This is a genomic window from Pigmentiphaga aceris, assembly GCF_008119665.1.
GTDB classification, from domain to species: Bacteria; Pseudomonadota; Gammaproteobacteria; order Burkholderiales; family Burkholderiaceae_B; genus Pigmentiphaga; species Pigmentiphaga aceris.
In genome coordinates this window covers 2297380-2313523 of record NZ_CP043046.1, presented here as the reverse complement: position 1 = coordinate 2313523, position 16144 = coordinate 2297380, and the positions used below count along the sequence as shown (strand labels likewise).

Genomic DNA, 16144 nt, shown 5'->3' with positions numbered 1-16144 from the left:
TGTGTGGGGCAAGCCTTGTGCGGTTTTCTGCGCAAGGCCATCAACATCCCCGCGCAACATCCTCGAAATCCAACAGTTAGGTTAGTCCCACATGAAGAACGCCCAGGAACTCCGCGTCGGCAACGTGATCATGGTCGGCAAAGACCCGCTCGTCGTGCTGAAGACCGAATACAACAAGTCCGGTCGCAATGCGGCTGTGGTCAAGATGAAGCTGAAGAACCTGCTCACCGAGTCGGGCACGGAAGCTGTCTACAAGGCTGACGAAAAGTTCGAAGTCGTGCAACTCGATCGCAAGGAGTGCACCTACTCGTACTTCGCCGATCCGCTGTACGTCTTCATGGACGCCGAGTACAACCAGTACGAAGTCGAAGCCGAAGGCATGGGCGACGCACTGAACTACCTCGAAGAAGGCATGCCCGTCGAAGTGGTGTTCTACAACGAGAAGGCAATCTCGGTCGACCTGCCGACCATGCTCGTTCGCGAAATCATCTACACCGAACCCGCTGTCCGTGGCGACACCTCGGGCAAGGTCATGAAGCCCGCCAAGATCAACACCGGCTGGGAACTCCCCGTGCCGCTGTTCTGCGAAATCGGCGACAAGATCGAAATCGACACGCGCACTGCTGAATACCGCAGCCGCGTTCGCTAAGCACAGCAAGACAGAAGCCTTATATATCAAGGCTTTTTAATGAAGAACAGCCGGCACATGCCGGCTGTTCTTCATTCAGGATGTCATTCAAGACATCACTATCAACGCATCACTCAGGCTGATCGAACCGCGCATACCACTTGGCCGTGCTTTCCGCGTCGAAGCAATCGCCATACGGCGAATACGTGTGCAGCGGATCGGGATGGGGAATACGCACAGCGCGAACCACCCGGTTGACCGCTACATATTGGGCAGGAAGCGGTTCGTATTGCGCGCCCAACTGCGGCAGCCCACCTGCACGAATGATCAATCCGTGCGCGTAAGGCAGCACTGCCACGTCGCCTGGGACATCGCCCTGCCCCAGCCTGTGCCGTAATTCCGCTTCGCCATAAAGCTGCGTGACAAAGCGCTCACCCAGCACGGTGTACCAGTTCACTCCCTTGATATGGTTCAGCAGCTCTCGCTTGAAGTTGGGCAGCATGGAATCTACCTCAAGCCCCGAAAATTGCTGGGCGAGCTGATATTCCGTCGGCATGTAGGCGTCGAAATCATAGGGCAACACGCTGGAAAGACCGCCGTACCCATGCTCTGCCTTCACCTGATCGCATAGATAGAGCAGCCAGTCCTGAAACCGTGCCACCCCATCAGGAGTTTGCAACAGCGTCCAGGGCAAACTGATCTTCAGATACGACCGCTTGCGATCGCCGTGCACCTCGACAGAATTCAACACAGACAAGCTGTATTCAGCAGCCTGGGTTGCTGCCGGCGCGCTAGACACGTGCCACTCGTATTGTTCGTTGGCGTGGGTACCTAGAATCTGCTGCGCGGTCTTGTTGAAACCGGCATCGGTCAAGACCCGATAACGTCCATCAAAATGCGCATGCAAGTGCGCGCCAAACTCGTCCTTGAAACGCTGAAAACAAGCCACTACCCGTGCTTTGCTTTCATGCGAATAACCTTCTTTGAAGTAGATTGTCGCGATCAGGCCAAGCCTGACCACCGGGGTGCCATCCGGCAGCGTGAATTCCAGGTTCGGCGCGTGAGCAAGCAGATTTTCCAGCATGCGCTGGCCGCTTTCAGTCCTGTCGTGCATCGTCTTGGTCAAAGCGTGCATACCATTTCGTAGTGTCTGCCTGGTCAAAGCTTTTTCCGCCCGTAGTATCGAAATGCAGCTGATCTGGCTGCTTGATTCGTATCGGTCGGACCACTTTGTTCACAGCAACATAGGCGGCAGGAAGTTCGTCCCGTCCAAGTTCGGGGTAGCCCCCTGCCTGCACGATCAACCCATTGCAGTAAGTCAGCACGTCGCTATCTTCATGGTCATGCAGCGCCTGAGCAATTGCATGTTCCCCACCCACGCGCTGCAAAAAGTCCTGTCCCAGCACGGTCAACCAGTTCACTCCTTTCACGGCATCAAGCAGTTCGATGCTTGATGCATGCGGCATGGAATCGACTTCCAGCCCTGAATACTGCTGGGCCAGTTGATACTCGGCGGGAAGATAGCCGTGATAGTCATGGGGCAGAACGCTCGATAGCCCGCCGTAGCCGTGCTCGGCCTTGACCTGATCACACAGATATTGCGCCCAGGCCAGAAATGTCGCCCGACCATCGAGGTCGGCAAGCATGTGCCAAGGCATCACCATCTTGATAAAGGAACGCAACCCATCGCCGTGTATCTCGGCAGAGTTCAAGGCGGTCAGCGAATAGTCGGCTGCCTGGGTGTCATCGGCGGCGCTGCTCAGGCACAGGCTGAATTCCTCATGGCCGCCAAGCTTCAGAATGGCGTCGCAAGCTTTCTCAAATGCTGGGTCGGTCAGCTTCTGATGACGCCTGTAGATCAAGCAGTTGAGCGCCGGCCGATAAGCCTCGTGAAAACGCCGAAAGCAGGCCAGCAGCCGTTCCTTGGTGTCGCGTGTGTAGCCGTTTTTGAAGTACAGCGTCAGGATCAGGCCAAGCTTGACCACCGGCTTTCCATCCGGCAATTCAAAGCTGAGATCGGGCGCGTGTTGTGACAGCCTGTCGAGTGCGTTCATGCGCATCAATGCAGCTTGTCGTCGTCCACGATATTGGGCAGCGATACGACTTCGATGCCTTCGTCGGCCAAGGCCTCGCGTTCGTCTGGAGTCGTCACACCACGAATTGCCCGTTCCGGCACCACGCCGTGATGAATGCGGCGCGCCTCGTCGGCGAAATTTTCGCCCACGTCTTCGGTCTGTTTGATGACTTCGCGCACCTGGCGCATCAGTTCGCGGCGCGCGATGGCCGGATCGATATTGCCGGGCGACGGCGCTTGCAGATGGCCAATGTTCAAACGGGGAGCCGACAACTTTCGTTCAATGCCCGTATCACCGCAAACCGGGCACGCGATCTCCTTGCGTTCGAGTTGCGAATCGAATTCTTCGCGCGACTGGAACCAGCCCTCGAAAACATGGTGATGGGTGCACTGAAGGTCGAATACTTTGAGCGGCATGCCCGGAAGTGTAGCGCCGAAGCGGCGGGATATCGCACCGCCGCTTCGCACATCAAGTCCTGGATTGCCGGACCTGATGCCGTATTTCACCGAGGGGTGATTCGATCAGCCCAGTGCCCCAGCCGTTCAACCCACTTCCTTGCCCAAGCGCACCGGCACGAAGATCTTGGCGTCATCACGCTGGATCAGCAATGCCACCGAACTCCCTGCTTTGGTGATCAGGCCACGGACCTGCGCAGTATCTTTCACGGGCACGCCGTTGATCGACAGCAACACGTCGCCAGGCTGCACGCCCGCCTGTGCCGCAGCACCTGCCACGCCGGCGATCAGCAAGCCACCTTCTTCCGATGCACCCGGTGGCAAGGCTTGCAGCGCCAAGCCCAGACGCCCCTGGCTGGCCGCACCGGCACTGGCCTTTTTCTCGGCCGGGGTGGCCGCATCGGCCAGCACTACCTGCACATCTTTGGCACTGCCTTCACGCCAGATGCGCAACGGCAGCTTTTCGCCCGGCGTAGCCTGCGTAACCAGCACCGGCAAACTGCCCGACGAGGTCACCGGTTTGCCACCGGCTTCCAGCACGATGTCACCCGAGCGCAAGCCGGCCTTGGATGCCGGGCTGTCCGGTTCCACCGACGAAATCAGCGCACCCGTCGGACGATCCAGACCGAAGGATTCGGCCAGGGTCTGATCGACCTCTTGCACTGTCACCCCCATGCGAGCATGGGATGCATGACCGTTCTGCTGGATCTGCGTCTGAACGCGCGAGGCCACATCGATCGGGATCGAGAAGGACAGGCCCTGGAATCCACCCGTCTGGCTGTAGATCTGCGAATTGATGCCCACCACTTCGCCGCGCAGGTTGAACAAGGGGCCACCCGAATTACCCGGGTTCACCGCCACGTCGGTCTGGATGAACGGCACGGCGCTGTCATCGGGCAAGGAACGGCCGGTGGCGCTGACCACCCCGGCAGTCAAGGTGTTTTCCAGGCCGTAGGGCGAGCCGATGGCCACCACCCACTGACCCACCTGCACGTCAGATACCTTGCCAATCTGCACCACCGGCAGATTCTTGGCATCGATCTTCAGCACGGCAATGTCAGTCTTCTCATCGATACCCAGCACCTTGGCCTGGAATTCGCGGCGATCGGTCAGTTTGACCACGACTTCTTTAGCACCCTTGACCACGTGCGCGTTGGTCAGAATGACGCCGTCGTTGGCAACGATGAAGCCCGAGCCCTGGCCACGCATCTGACGTTCGCGCGGTGCCTGCTGACCAGGCATGCGGCCGAAGAATTGCGCAAACGGGTCTTCCTGGGCGGCCTCTTCGCGGCTGATCTTGGTGACACCGCTGACGCGGATATTCACCACAGCAGGGCCGACACGCTGGGCAAGCTGAGCGAAGTCGGGCAAGGCGACCGAGGGGCTGGTCTGTACCAACGGTGCGGGTGCAGCCTGGGCGTGCACGTCGTGTTGCAGCATTGCCGTGCCAGCGGCACCGACAATACCCGCTGTCGCCAGCGCGGCCATCAGACGGGTACGAGTAAGCGAAAGCGTTTTCATGTGGGTCTCCGGGGGTAAGTTCAGTTCGATGAACGCATCCTCTCCCCGGAGACTTAGCCGAAACTTAAGACAGCCACGTCAGCCTTGGCGACTGGTATCCAATGGTGTCAGTGGAATGAATCACGCCCGCTTAACCAAGTGCAGCTTGACCAGGTGGAGACGCACCATGCGCCGCAAAACGCAGCGTGATGCGCAAGCCTCCCAGCGCCTCCGACTCATCCAGCGTCACCACAATGCCCTCGCGATCGGCAATCGCCTTGACGATGGCAAGCCCCAGCCCGGTCCCCTCGCCCGAGGTGCCATCCAGGCGCACAAAACGTTCGAACACCCGGGCGCGATCCCGAACCGGAATGCCCGGCCCAGAATCTTCGACCCATACCCGGCAAGCGCCCGGCTCATTGGCCACGCCAACGTCAACGCGCCCACCAGCCGAGGTGTACTTGATCGCGTTGTCCAGCAGATTGCTCAGCAACATGCGCAAGGCGTCCGGGGCGATTGCCGCCACCGCAGCATCGTCACGCACCATGCCCAGATCGATGTCGCGGGCCTGCGCCAGCGGCACCGCGTCGGCAATCGCCAAGCGAACCGCATCTGTCAGCGAGATATTTGCAGCCACCACAGTGCCGACCGGCGCGGCCTCTTGCCGAGCAAGCGACAGCAATTGTTCGACCAGTCGCCGGGCACGTTCAACGCCCTCTTCCAGCCGCGCCACGGCCCGCGCGCGGGCCGCCTCATCCGGCGCTCGCGACAAGGCATCAATCTGCAATTTCAGCGCAGTCAGCGGGGTCCGAAGTTCGTGCGCCGCGTCGCCAACAAACTGCCGCTGCGCACTGAATGCGCGGTCCACCCGGGCGAACAGCAGATTCATCTCGGCGATCATCGGTCGCACTTCGTCGGGCACATCGCCTTCGTCGATCCCCGGCAAGTCGCCCGGTTGACGCTGCGCAAGCTGCCGTCGCACCCGATCCACCGGGGCGAGCGACGACCCGACCACCCACCAGACGATGATCATCAGCAGCGGTGCCATCGCCGCGGTGGGCAGCACGGCTCGCCAGGCAAATCCACCCGCCAGGCGCTGACGCACGGCAAGATCCTGTCCCACCTGAATGATGCGGGTTGGCGTGGCGACCGAATACATCCGATAACTGGCCTGCGCGGTCGTCACCGTCGACATGCCCAACACGATCTGCTCGGGCAACACGATACGGCGGGTAGAACGGTAGATGCGCACCCCTTCCGCGCTCCAGATCTGAATCAGCAGGTCTTCGTCATTGGCCCCTGCTTCTTCGCCGGCCAAGGCAGGCGACATGGGTGCCCCCCGCGCCAGCGACACTGCCGTGCGCTGCAAGTGGTTGTCGAACATCTCGTCGGCCTGCGACAAGGCACTGCGATAGGCCACCACGGCCTGCACGATGGCAAACAACACGATCGCGGCAAGCAGAAACACCAGCAGACGCGCGCGAACCGAACGAAGCATATTCATGATTTCGGCACCACAGATTTCGGCACCACATAACCCACGCCCCGCACGTTCTGAATCAGGCCAGCACCCAGCTTGCGTCGCAGCCCGTGAATGTAGACCTCGACGGCATTGCTGTTTACCTCCTCGTCCCAGCCATACAACTTCTCCTCCAATTGCGCACGCGACATCACCGCACCAGGGCGCGCGACCAAGGGTTCCAGCACCGCCCATTCACGCGCCGACAGGGTGACGGCCATGCCATCCACACTCACCTCGCGAGTGGCTGGCTTGATCGCCACGTTACCCAACACGTACACCGGCTCGGCCCGCCCCACGCTGCGTCGCACCAGGGCCCGGATGCGCGCCAGCAATTCGTTCACGTCGTAGGGTTTGACCACGTAATCGTCCGCACCGGCATCCAGCCCGGCAATCCGATCGGCGACGGCATCACGTGCGGTGGCAATCACGACAGGGGTGCGATCGGCGCGAGCCCGCAAGGCACTCAGCACCGCCAGCCCGTCTCGTCGGGGAAGGCCCAAGTCCAGCAGAACCAGATCGTAGGTGGCGGTGCGCAAATGCGTATCTGCCGCGTCGCCATCGCGCGCCCAATCGACTGCGTAATGTTCGGACCGCAGCACATCTTTCACCGCCTCGCCGATCATGGCGTCATCTTCCACCAGCAGAATTCTCATGCCTTGTCGCTCGAAAAGTTTCCCGAAATGACCAAGTCGTCACAGCCACAGTTGGTTCCCGTCTGGTATTTGGGGACCAGACGTGAGGATGCGCCTCCCGGGCATTGTCTGCTTACATCTGCTGCTGGTCATCCGGGCACCCACAGATAAGCTAGATTAGCTCTCGATCTTCCACTTACAGGAGTCTTGCATGTCCATTCATAAAATCGCCGCCCTTGCACTCACTCTTGGTCTGAGCGCAGGTGCCATGGCCCAGGCCCCCGACATCGCCACGCTTTCCGCTCCTGTCGTGGGCAACCAAGGCCAGACCATCGGCACGGCAAACTTCCAGGGCGGTGCACACGGCACCGTGGTGCGTATCGCATTGCAGGCAGGTGCGCTCACGCCGGGCTGGCATGGTATCCATTTCCATTCGGTGGGTGATTGCGCAGATACCGCAAAGTTCGAGGCATCCAAATCGCACGTGAACCATTCGCAGAAAAAACACGGTCTGCTCAACCCGGATGGCCCGGACGAGGGTGACTTGCCCAATGTCTTTGCTGCCGCCGATGGCTCGGTCAACGCCGAAGTATCGTCGCCGACGCTGTTGAAGGGGGCGAAGGGCTTGCAGGATGCCGATGGCTCGGCGCTGATCATCCACGCCAACGCAGACGACCACCACACGCAGCCGATTGGCGGCGCAGGCGCGCGCGTTGGCTGCGCGGTCATCAAATAAGTTGCAGTACACGTTGCGGTAAGCAGTAACACTGCGGCTGTCTTCGTCGTTTTCACAGACGAACGCAGTTGCAGTGACGCAGGCCACGAGCAAGGCTTCGGCATCGTCAAATCAAAAGGTTTTCATGAAAAAACTCTCCGTGGACGTTGCCATCATCGGTGCGGGCACGGCCGGTCTGGCCGCCTATCGCGCCGCTACCAAGACCGGCAGACATGCGGTGCTGATCGAAGGCGGCACGTATGGAACCACGTGCGTGAAAGTCGGTTGCATGCCGTCAAAGCTGTTGATTGTGGCGGCCAACGCAGCGCACGAAGCACGACGCGCCAAGGACTTTGGTGTGCAGGTTGGCGAGGTCCATGTGGATGCCGCCGCCGTCTTTGCGCGCGTGCGGCAGGAGCGCGACCATTTCGAGAGCTTTGTGCTGAAGGAAGTCCACGAGATTCCTGCGGAAAATCGTCTGCGCGGTCACGCACGCTTCCTGAGCAACACCGTGCTTCAAGTCGGCGACGACACCGAGGTGCAGGCACGCAGCGTGGTAATAGCCACCGGTGCACGCCCGCTGATTCCCGACGTGTTCAAACCGTTGGGAGACCGCCTGCAAACCAGCGACGACATCTTTGAATGGTCAGGCTTGCCCAAACGTGTCGCGGTCTTCGGCCCCGGCCCCATCGGGCTGGAGCTTGGTCAGGCCCTGCATCGCCTGGGCGTCAGCATTCACCTGTTCGGTGAAAAACCCAGCATCAGCCTGCTGCAAGACCCTGCCATTCAGAAATACGCGGCACAAGCGCTGGCAGAAGAATTCCCATTAAGTCTGGGCGTGGAAGTGGTGAACGCACAGCGCCAGGATGACGGCATCGAGATCACCTGGAAAGACAGCGCGGGCAAGACCAGCACCGAACATTTCGATATCGCGCTGGTGGCCACGGGCCGCGTTCCCAATGTGGACCAGCTGGGCCTGGAACATACCCAGGTGCCCGTGGACAAGCACGGCACTCCTATCGTTGACCCCGACACCTTGCAGGCGGGCACGACCCCCATCTTCGTTGCCGGTGACGCCAACGACATGCTGCCCCTGCTGCACGTGGCGCACGAGCACGGGCTGACTGCCGGCACCAACGCAGGCAATTTCCCAACGCTGCAAGCAGCTCAACACGTAACGCCCTTGTCGATCGTGTTCTGCGAACCGCAATTGATTCAAGCTGGCAAGCCTTATTCCGACTTGGAGGCGGACACCTTCGTGACTGGCCGCGTCAGCTTCGAGACCCAGGGACGCAGTCGAATCATGCTCAAGAACCGCGGCTTGTTGCATGTTTACATCGCCCGCAAAGACGGCAAGTTGCTGGGCGCAGAAGGCATGGGGCCGGATGCCGAACACCTGGCGCACCTGCTTGCATGGGCGATCCAGCAAGGCCAGACGGTGGCCGACTTGCTTGCCATGCCCTTCTACCACCCCACCATCGAAGAAGCATTGCGCACGGCGTTGCGCGATGCGGCATCGAAGCTGTCGAAATGAGGCGTTTCCGACGAGCGGCTGTGCGACAATGCCGCCCAGTGCGTCCGTGACGAAATTGGTAGACGTAGCGGACTTCCAGGTAAACGGAGTGCCCCGGGCGAAAGGCCGGGAGTAGAACTCGTCAAATTCGGTGAACCCCTGGCACGGGAACGCCGAGCCAAGCAGGCAGAGATCGAGCGGTCGATCTCAACTTGCAATGCAGCATCGGCATTGCAAGGCCAGGCGTGTGTAGAGACTCGACGGCGAGGACCTAAGCCAAACATGTATTCAACGTTCCAACCGGGAACGGCATGTTCGGGACGGTCAAGACAGAGTCCAGACCCCAAACAGAGGTGGCAGCCGCCACGTCTGGCTGCGCGAGCAGTAGCAGGTAAGAAAATCCGCCGCCGTAAGGCATGCCGGTTCGATTCCGGCCGGACGCACCACGAATTCCATCCTCATGTTCTTCTCCCCCGTGATCCCCGCCCACTTTCCACACGGGTAACGGTGTCATCGTGACCAAACGAATCGATTCCTACAACGTGCACTTGTTCGTGGCGGTAGCCCGAGCAGGTTCGATCGTGCGTGCGGCCACTGAGGAAAACATCGCGGCGTCTGCGCTCAGCAGGCGCCTGGCAGACTTGGAACGGACGTTCGGCACCGCCTTGCTGGTGCGATCCCCGCGCGGCGTCACCTTGACCGATGCAGGACGCCTGCTCTTCGAGCAAGGGGCGCGCATCGACGATGAACTGCAGGGGCTGGTTCGACTGATACAAAGCCAGGGTGACGAGCTGGCGGGCACTGTCAGGCTGTACGCCAATATGTCGTCAGTCGTTGGTGCGCTGCCGGAACGTTTGCGGCGGTTCAAGAAGGCCTATCCAAGCGTACGCGTGGCGCTGCATGAAGCGGATACCAAGGATGTGATCCGGGCCTGCCTGGATGACCGCGCCGATCTGGGCATCGGCGTGCAGTCGGATGTGCCGCCGGGCATGGATACGTGGGTTTTCGCCACTGATCCTTTGCAAGTGGTGTTTCCGGTGGACCATCCGCTGGCGGGCGAGACCTCTGTCACCTATTCCCAGGTGCTGCACTATCCCGTGATCGGCGTCCATCAGGGCGGCGCGCTTGACCGTCTGCTGCATGATCGCGCGGCGGCGATCCACCAGCATTTTGTGCCCGAGGTAACGGTCAATAGTTTCGATGCCGTGCACCGTATGGTCGAGGCGGGATTGGGCATTGCCGTGGTTCCGCTGAGTGCCATACCAGCCGCTGGCGGCAAGCCTTTCTTCATCCACTGTCCGCTGGCTGAACCCTGGGCCGAACGCACGCTGATGTTGTATGCCTTGCGACGCCATCCCCAACCCCGCGCGGTGCAGGCGCTGATCGAGGTGCTGGAAATCACGGACACGTAAACCCGGATCGCGCCTGTGGCGTGACCCCCTGTGCCGACTTAGCGCTTCTCGGTGCCCTCAGTCGGGCCGATCATGGGGTATGCATGCCATTACCCCCACGATTCTTTTTTCGCCCCATATTCTGTACCTGAGCCAGACGCCCGAGGTCATTACTGCGGCGTTGAGCGGCCAAGCCCTTGCCCTGGAAGACGCGCAGCCTTTGCGCGACGACGTTTCCACTGACGAAATCACCCCGATTGCGATCCTGACCCACTTCGACGAGAAGCTGGGTGCGTACCCCTACACGGGGTTCCGGGTGGCGGGTCAGACGCCTATTCCTGTTGATGCCATCCGCGCCAGCGACATCGAGGTCGTGGTGGCGGGCAAGCGTTATGGCAAGGGGTCGTCCCGTGAGCACAGTCCGGCAGCCGAACGGCTTGCCGGCGTGCGTTTGGTGATCGCAAAAAGCTTCGAGCGCATCTATCGCCAGAACGCCGACAACATCGGCCTGCTGACTTCAACCGACTTCAGCCTGGTGGATCGTATCCGGGCCGGTGAAACCATCAACCTGGAAGAACTGGTTGCCGGGCGCGATGCACTGGCCGCTGCCATTCTTCGCGGTGGTGGCCTGCTTGCTTTCGGGAAAGCACATTTAAGCAACGTCGCCCCGGCGCACACAGCCACGGCAACAACACCCCAGACCTTGTTCGAGAAGATTGTCGCCAGACATGCGTTGAGCACAACGGTGACATCGGCGTCACCTGCCATTGGCGATGGCGCGTTTGTGCGCGCGGACTGGCGCTTCATTCATGAGTACTACACCGGTATGGCCGCGCACATGCTGCATGCAGCCTTCGGCAAACCGCTGACGCTGAAAGAACCCGAATCGATCATCGTCTTCGAGGACCACACCTCGTACGTCGAAGAAAGCCCCGCGCACGTCATCGGCGGCCTGATCCCCAATGTGCACCGGATGGTGCAGGCGCAGCGCAACTTCGCCAGCGACTACCGCTTGCGCACCCATCGCACCCTGACCGAAGCCGAAGCGCGCCTGGACGACGGCAGCAACGTGGCGGGCATTTCTCACGCCATGATGGCCGAGCATTACGCTCTGCCCGGACAGCTTGTCGTCGGCACGGATTCGCACACCACGCACAGCGGCGCGCTGGGCTGTGCGGCCTTTGGCGTGGGCACGACCGACATGGCCAACGCCTTTGTCACCGGTGCGGTGCGCCTGACGGTTCCGCCCAGTCTGCTGGTCATCCTGGACGGGCGGATTGAGACGGGTATCACGGCCAAGGATGTGGTGTTGCACCTGCTTGCCCAGCCGTACATCCGATCGGGCGGTGGCGTGGGCAAGGTATTCGAATTCGCAGGACCTGCTGTTGCCCATCTGAGCACCGACGAACGCGCCACCTTCACCAATATGTGCGCGGAACTGGGCGGCTTCACGGGCATTGTGGCACCTGATGCCGAGACGGTTCGATTCCTGAAAGAACGCCGAGGCATCGACTTCCAGATTGAAGCGTGGATGCAAAGCGATGCCGGTGCCAGCTACGCCGAAACCATCCGCATCGATTGTTCGGCAGTGCCGGCGATGGTGGCCGCACCCGGCGACCCAGGCAACGGCATTGCCCTTGACCAGGTCGAGCACCGCACAAGCGTGGACATTGCCTACGGCGGCTCCTGTACGGCGGGCAAGCGCGAAGACTTCGACCATTATCACGAGGTGCTGCGCTGGGCAGCCGACCGCGGCCTGCGTATTGCACCGGGCGTTCAGCTATTCCTTCAGTTCGGCACCACTGCCGTGCGCGACTACTGCATTGCCGCCGGGTATCTCGATGCCTTCGAGCGCGTCGGTGCGCGCCTGCTTCAGCCGTCTTGCGGCGCATGTGGCAACTGCGGGCCAGGCGGCTCATCCCGTGCCGATCAGGTCACGGTCAGCGCCATCAATCGCAACTTCCCCGGTCGCGGCGGCCCCGGAAACGTGTGGCTGGCCAGCCCGCCCACGGTGGCGGCCAGCGCCATCGCAGGTCAGCTGACGAGCTTCGCAGAACTCAAGCAGAAGCACGCTTGAAGAAGTGAAGATCAAAAGAAGCTGGACAGCAGTACCCATAAAAAGAAACACCCATAAAAGCAGGAGACACCCCATGAATATCTCCCGAATCACACGCCTTTCCATCTACGCGGCGTTCATATCGATGGCCGCGCTGCCCATCAGCACCATCGCCCAACCCGCCAACGACAAGAACGTGCGAATGGTCGTACCCCTTGCCGCTGGCTCGACTGTCGATGCCGTTGCACGATCGATTGCCCCCGGGCTGGCACGCGCAACCGGGCACCAGTTCATCGTCGAGAATCTTGCGGGTGCGGGCGGTATTCCCGGCACCACTCAGCTTGTCAAAGCGGCCCCAGACGGTTTGACCATAGGCATGATCTCGTCCAACCACGTGATCAATCCCGGCATCTACAAACACGTCCCCTACGACACCTTGAAAGACATCACACCGATTGTTGTCGTGGCCACGGTACCCCTGGTCCTGGTGGTGAATCCCAAGGTGCCGGCCAAGGATGTGAAGGAATTGCTTGCCTACGCCAAAGCAAATCCGGGCAAGCTGAATTACGGGTCGGCAGGCAATGGCAGCACCCTGCATCTGGCCGGTGAACTGCTGGTCAACCAGACCGGCATCGACATCAAGCACGTGCCGTATCGAGGAACCGGCCAACTGGTCATCGACCTGCTCAGCGGGGAGGTGCAGATGGGCTTTGTCTCGATCTCTCAAGTGATGTCGCACGTAAAGGCGGGTTCCTTACGCGCGCTTGCCCTGTCCACGACAAAACGCTCGACCGCCCTGCCCGACTTGCCAACCCTGGCAGAAGCCGGCGTACCGAAATACGACTTCGATGCGTGGATCGCCGTGGTCGGACCTGCCGGACTGCCGAAGGAAAGCGTGGACAACTACGCCACTGCAATCAGAACCGCCATGGATTCACCCGAGGCAAAAAACGTGATCTCTGGTCAGGGACTGATGGTGCTGAACATCGGGCCGAAAGAGGCTACCGCTTTCTTCCAGTCTGAATTGGACAAGCACCAGAAGCTGGTCAAGCAGTCCGGCGCAACCTTGGACTAAGAAACTGATGTCGATGCGTACGGCCGACTTGTGTGACCAGGAACCCCTTGCCCGAGTGTGCGTCGCAGCTTGGCAATCCTTCGGTGGTACCTGTGCGCGGTACCGGTGATGGAAGCGGAGAAGTCGGTGTCGACCTATCCATTGGGGGCATTGTCATCCGCGCAGGCGAATTTGTTGTCATCGATTCCGATGGCGTAGTGGTGCTAACCCAGGTGCTACCTCAGGTGCTACCTCAGGTGACAACGCATATGCCGTAAAACGAACGATCACTGGTGCTTCGTCAATGTTGGCATCGCCACACTCAGCTGCATTTCTGCATTGAATTCTGCCAACGCGACGCGATGTGCCTGTACGGCGGCTGGCGAGTCGAAACAACCCAGGGCCCAACGCTTGATCCATGGAATTCTGCGCGCAGCACCTGACTCATGGCAGACGGCATAGGCTTGTCCTTCGAGATCGACAACCGATGCAAATTCAAAGTCACGGCCATGAATGCGCACGTCAAGCAGTATGCGCGGTGACACAGCTGCGTTACGTCGCAACGCAATGCGCGGAACGCCACCCGCGCGCTGGACATCGGCCGCCACCTGAATCAATTGCGTAAGTACGTCGTAAAAGTACGGCGTGGAACGACTCCGTAGTTCGACGCCCGCATATCGCAAGTCAAAGCGGTGTGCGCGCTCAGCCGTGTGTAGAACATTCATGGTCTTGGCAGCTCGTACTTCGGCTAGCTCATAGGCGCGCACAGATTACCCCTGCTTTGGCGTGAAAATCCCGAAACGCCCGCGCCCGAGTACAGCTTCTACAAGACGTGTCGATCAGCCTGACAGAGAAAAAAAGACCAAGCAAGGCTTTCCAATCGGTATACCTGCGAGTCAAACCTCGACTGTCATGGTTGACAGGTTCAGCAGGCTGAAATGCCCATGCGGGGTCCAGCCGCCAGTGTCTATGTGATAGACATTTCCCAAGGTGACCGGCGATATCAGCGGCGTGTGCCCAACCACGACGGCACGCACACCAGCGACTTCAGTAGCGTCGCCAGCGGTAATTCGGTCGCGCGACCAGATGCATTGGACTCGTTTGCGGCGCTGCATCAGCACCGTGGCCAGATCTTGCCAATCCACGCTGGGGCAATCCGCGTGTACCACGCCGACAAGCCCTGCTGCCGTCTCTATCTCCATTGCATACGGTAAAGCGGCAAATGCATCAGCAACCTGCCTTTTTTGTACATCGCTCAAAAGCTGAAACCACGCCCCACCGTTGATGGCCCAGTTATCCACGTCCACCGTTTCATACCGGACTGCGTAATCTTCATGGTTGCCGCGCACGGCGTGGAACCAGGGCCTGGACAACCATTCCAACGCGGCGATGGAATCGGGTCCTCGGTCGATGAGATCGCCTACGCTGAACAAGCGGTCCTGGCGTGGATCGAATGAGATCTTTGCCAACGCAGATTCCAAGCGTAGGAAATGCCCGTGAATATCGCCAACGGCAATATCGCGCCCATGAAGATTGCGACCGAATCGTTGGACATATGCTCGCATCGATACTCCTTTGAGCCGCGCAAGCGGGCAGCGTCAGGGACTGCCACCGCATATAACGCTGTTGCCTGATTTTGCTGCATGACATCACTACATGACGCCACCAAACGGATGAGCAAAATACCAAGCTGATTGTATGGGTTACGAGCAGGCGGTTCCTGATGGCAGCCGTGGTGCCAGGGCTGTGGTGGCCACACGGCACAAAGCTTGCGAACGTGCACTGGCGAAGCTTTACCACCCCTTTGCGCGTTCAGATCAGGAATTCATCATGCCAAGCCATCACGACACCAACCCTACCACCCCGCCCTTGTCTGATCCGGAAGCATCTCCTGCCGACTCGACCATTGACGAGGTGCACGTTCAAACGGAATCCACGGGCAGCGAAGACCCGGGCAGCGAGATTGACCAACCTGCAGACACCAGCAAGCTGCCCGGCCACCGGCCTGGCGATGCTGCACGCAACAAGCCGGTCTGATGTATTTGACCGGCTGGGCGACTGGTGTGAATCAACGATTTCTGTGAAGCGACAACTCGTGTGACCCCATCAGTCGCGTTCGCGTACCGAGTCAAAAAATGTGCGGGGTGTCGCCGTTGCTCGTCGGTGGCGACACTGAATCCGCCAGTGAGATGACCGCTTTGGGCACGTCATCCGCCAGCGTGATGCTGTCCTTCAGATCCGGCAAAGCAATGAACTGCCCGTCCAGATAGACGTCTGTCACCTGATTTTCGATATCCGCCAGTGCACGCGCAATGCTCTCGCTCACCTCGCCTGACACCCCATCAGCATCCAGGCGATACGTGAATACATTGCCTTCCTTGCGCACGGCACCCAGATCAATCAACTTTCCGGCGGAATTTTCTGCATAAACGCGCCCCTGCGACGCATACAAGGTGAACTGCCGAGTGGGACTGGTGGGCATATTTCTCATCCATGAAAACAGGTCACGTGGGTCAGCAAATTGCAGGCCGTCCGTAAAGCGGTGCCAGCTTGGCCAGCCCTGCCATGCGGAACGTAGTTTGCTTGATCTGACCAGCGTAGCT

Annotated in this window: 17 protein-coding genes; 8 read left to right on the top strand and 9 right to left on the bottom strand. The window is 60.1% G+C overall.

What is annotated here, in order from left to right; genetic code table 11:
- The first annotated feature begins 91 nt into the window (after nucleotides 1-91).
- On the top strand, nucleotides 92-649 hold the full coding sequence (gene efp / locus FXN63_RS09915) for an elongation factor P (protein ID WP_148814499.1): 558 nt from the start codon (nucleotides 92-94) through the stop codon (nucleotides 647-649).
- A gap of 109 nt (nucleotides 650-758) precedes the next feature.
- Here the strand turns inward: efp and FXN63_RS09910 are convergent, their stop codons facing one another.
- The 6 genes from FXN63_RS09910 to FXN63_RS09885 all read right to left on the bottom strand — a co-directional run bounded on the left by FXN63_RS09910 (nucleotide 759) and on the right by FXN63_RS09885 (nucleotide 6833).
- The gene (locus FXN63_RS09910; RefSeq protein WP_222864019.1) at nucleotides 759-1742 is read right to left on the bottom strand and encodes a type VI immunity family protein; all 984 of its coding nucleotides are present in this window, start codon (nucleotides 1740-1742) and stop codon (nucleotides 759-761) included.
- Nucleotides 1726-2682 carry a type VI immunity family protein gene (locus FXN63_RS09905; protein ID WP_148814498.1) on the bottom strand — a complete coding sequence of 319 codons (957 nt, stop codon included), beginning with the start codon at nucleotides 2680-2682 and terminating at the stop codon, nucleotides 1726-1728. The genes FXN63_RS09910 and FXN63_RS09905 overlap by 17 nt, the downstream gene beginning before the upstream one ends.
- 5 nt (nucleotides 2683-2687) lie before the next feature.
- The gene (locus tag FXN63_RS09900; RefSeq protein ID WP_148814497.1) at nucleotides 2688-3119 is read right to left on the bottom strand and encodes a DUF1178 family protein; all 432 of its coding nucleotides are present in this window, start codon (nucleotides 3117-3119) and stop codon (nucleotides 2688-2690) included.
- Between the two features lie 126 nt (nucleotides 3120-3245).
- Complete coding sequence (locus FXN63_RS09895; RefSeq protein WP_148814496.1) at nucleotides 3246-4679, bottom strand: Do family serine endopeptidase; 1434 nt, start codon at nucleotides 4677-4679, stop codon at nucleotides 3246-3248.
- A 130-nt stretch (nucleotides 4680-4809) separates the two neighbouring features.
- The gene (locus FXN63_RS09890; RefSeq protein ID WP_148814495.1) at nucleotides 4810-6162 is read right to left on the bottom strand and encodes an ATP-binding protein; all 1353 of its coding nucleotides are present in this window, start codon (nucleotides 6160-6162) and stop codon (nucleotides 4810-4812) included.
- Nucleotides 6159-6833, bottom strand: a complete 675-nt coding sequence (locus FXN63_RS09885) for a response regulator (RefSeq protein ID WP_148814494.1) — start codon at nucleotides 6831-6833, stop codon at nucleotides 6159-6161. Before FXN63_RS09885 ends, FXN63_RS09890 begins: the two co-directional genes overlap by 4 nt.
- A 190-nt stretch (nucleotides 6834-7023) precedes the next feature.
- Between FXN63_RS09885 and FXN63_RS09880 the strand changes: the two genes are divergently transcribed.
- The 6 genes from FXN63_RS09880 to FXN63_RS27385 all read left to right on the top strand — a co-directional run bounded on the left by FXN63_RS09880 (nucleotide 7024) and on the right by FXN63_RS27385 (nucleotide 13819).
- Nucleotides 7024-7548, top strand: a complete 525-nt coding sequence (locus FXN63_RS09880; RefSeq protein ID WP_148814493.1) for a superoxide dismutase family protein — start codon at nucleotides 7024-7026, stop codon at nucleotides 7546-7548.
- Between the two features lie 124 nt (nucleotides 7549-7672).
- Nucleotides 7673-9061 (top strand): dihydrolipoyl dehydrogenase, encoded by a 1389-nt coding sequence (locus tag FXN63_RS09875; RefSeq protein WP_148814492.1) that lies wholly within the window; start codon nucleotides 7673-7675, stop codon nucleotides 9059-9061.
- A 494-nt stretch (nucleotides 9062-9555) separates the two neighbouring features.
- A complete protein-coding gene (locus FXN63_RS09870) occupies nucleotides 9556-10452 on the top strand; it encodes a LysR family transcriptional regulator (protein ID WP_148814491.1) in 897 nt (298 codons plus the stop codon).
- Between the two features lie 79 nt (nucleotides 10453-10531).
- Nucleotides 10532-12508 carry an aconitase family protein gene (locus FXN63_RS09865; protein WP_148814490.1) on the top strand — a complete coding sequence of 659 codons (1977 nt, stop codon included), beginning with the start codon at nucleotides 10532-10534 and terminating at the stop codon, nucleotides 12506-12508.
- Between the two features lie 124 nt (nucleotides 12509-12632).
- Nucleotides 12633-13562: a Bug family tripartite tricarboxylate transporter substrate binding protein gene (locus tag FXN63_RS09860; protein WP_187395220.1), complete on the top strand. Its 930-nt coding sequence runs from the start codon at nucleotides 12633-12635 to the stop codon at nucleotides 13560-13562.
- A 32-nt stretch (nucleotides 13563-13594) separates the two neighbouring features.
- Nucleotides 13595-13819 carry an RraA family protein gene (locus tag FXN63_RS27385; RefSeq protein ID WP_148814488.1) on the top strand — a complete coding sequence of 75 codons (225 nt, stop codon included), beginning with the start codon at nucleotides 13595-13597 and terminating at the stop codon, nucleotides 13817-13819.
- A gap of 9 nt (nucleotides 13820-13828) precedes the next feature.
- Here the strand turns inward: FXN63_RS27385 and FXN63_RS09850 are convergent, their stop codons facing one another.
- Nucleotides 13829-14308, bottom strand: coding sequence for a hypothetical protein (locus FXN63_RS09850; RefSeq protein WP_148814487.1), 480 nt, complete (start codon nucleotides 14306-14308; stop codon nucleotides 13829-13831).
- 129 nt (nucleotides 14309-14437) lie between these two features.
- Entirely contained in the window at nucleotides 14438-15106 is a 669-nt protein-coding gene (locus tag FXN63_RS09845) for a metallophosphoesterase (protein ID WP_148814486.1), read from the bottom strand.
- 265 nt (nucleotides 15107-15371) lie between these two features.
- Here FXN63_RS09845 and FXN63_RS09840 point away from each other — a divergent pair, with 265 nt between their 5' ends.
- Nucleotides 15372-15578 (top strand): hypothetical protein, encoded by a 207-nt coding sequence (locus FXN63_RS09840; RefSeq protein WP_148814485.1) that lies wholly within the window; start codon nucleotides 15372-15374, stop codon nucleotides 15576-15578.
- 91 nt (nucleotides 15579-15669) lie between these two features.
- Here FXN63_RS09840 and FXN63_RS09835 read toward each other — a convergent pair whose 3' ends face one another.
- Nucleotides 15670-16023 (bottom strand): hypothetical protein, encoded by a 354-nt coding sequence (locus FXN63_RS09835; protein ID WP_148814484.1) that lies wholly within the window; start codon nucleotides 16021-16023, stop codon nucleotides 15670-15672.
- Between the last annotated feature and the right edge of the window lie 121 nt (nucleotides 16024-16144).

Bases quoted from the DNA above. Each gene is read 5' to 3' on its own strand.
- efp (WP_148814499.1), top strand. From the start codon at position 92: ATGAAGAACGCCCAGGAACTCCGCGTCGGCAACGTGATCATGGTCGGC.
- FXN63_RS09910 (WP_222864019.1), bottom strand. From the start codon at position 1,742: ATGCACGACAGGACTGAAAGCGGCCAGCGCATGCTGGAAAATCTGCTT.
- FXN63_RS09905 (WP_148814498.1), bottom strand. From the start codon at position 2,682: ATGAACGCACTCGACAGGCTGTCACAACACGCGCCCGATCTCAGCTTT.
- FXN63_RS09900 (WP_148814497.1), bottom strand. From the start codon at position 3,119: ATGCCGCTCAAAGTATTCGACCTTCAGTGCACCCATCACCATGTTTTC.
- FXN63_RS09895 (WP_148814496.1), bottom strand. From the start codon at position 4,679: ATGAAAACGCTTTCGCTTACTCGTACCCGTCTGATGGCCGCGCTGGCG.
- FXN63_RS09890 (WP_148814495.1), bottom strand. From the start codon at position 6,162: ATGAATATGCTTCGTTCGGTTCGCGCGCGTCTGCTGGTGTTTCTGCTT.
- FXN63_RS09885 (WP_148814494.1), bottom strand. From the start codon at position 6,833: ATGAGAATTCTGCTGGTGGAAGATGACGCCATGATCGGCGAGGCGGTG.
- FXN63_RS09880 (WP_148814493.1), top strand. From the start codon at position 7,024: ATGTCCATTCATAAAATCGCCGCCCTTGCACTCACTCTTGGTCTGAGC.
- FXN63_RS09875 (WP_148814492.1), top strand. From the start codon at position 7,673: ATGAAAAAACTCTCCGTGGACGTTGCCATCATCGGTGCGGGCACGGCC.
- FXN63_RS09865 (WP_148814490.1), top strand. From the start codon at position 10,532: ATGCATGCCATTACCCCCACGATTCTTTTTTCGCCCCATATTCTGTAC.
- FXN63_RS09860 (WP_187395220.1), top strand. From the start codon at position 12,633: ATGGCCGCGCTGCCCATCAGCACCATCGCCCAACCCGCCAACGACAAG.
- FXN63_RS09845 (WP_148814486.1), bottom strand. From the start codon at position 15,106: ATGCGAGCATATGTCCAACGATTCGGTCGCAATCTTCATGGGCGCGAT.
- FXN63_RS09840 (WP_148814485.1), top strand. From the start codon at position 15,372: ATGCCAAGCCATCACGACACCAACCCTACCACCCCGCCCTTGTCTGAT.
- FXN63_RS09835 (WP_148814484.1), bottom strand. From the start codon at position 16,023: ATGCCCACCAGTCCCACTCGGCAGTTCACCTTGTATGCGTCGCAGGGG.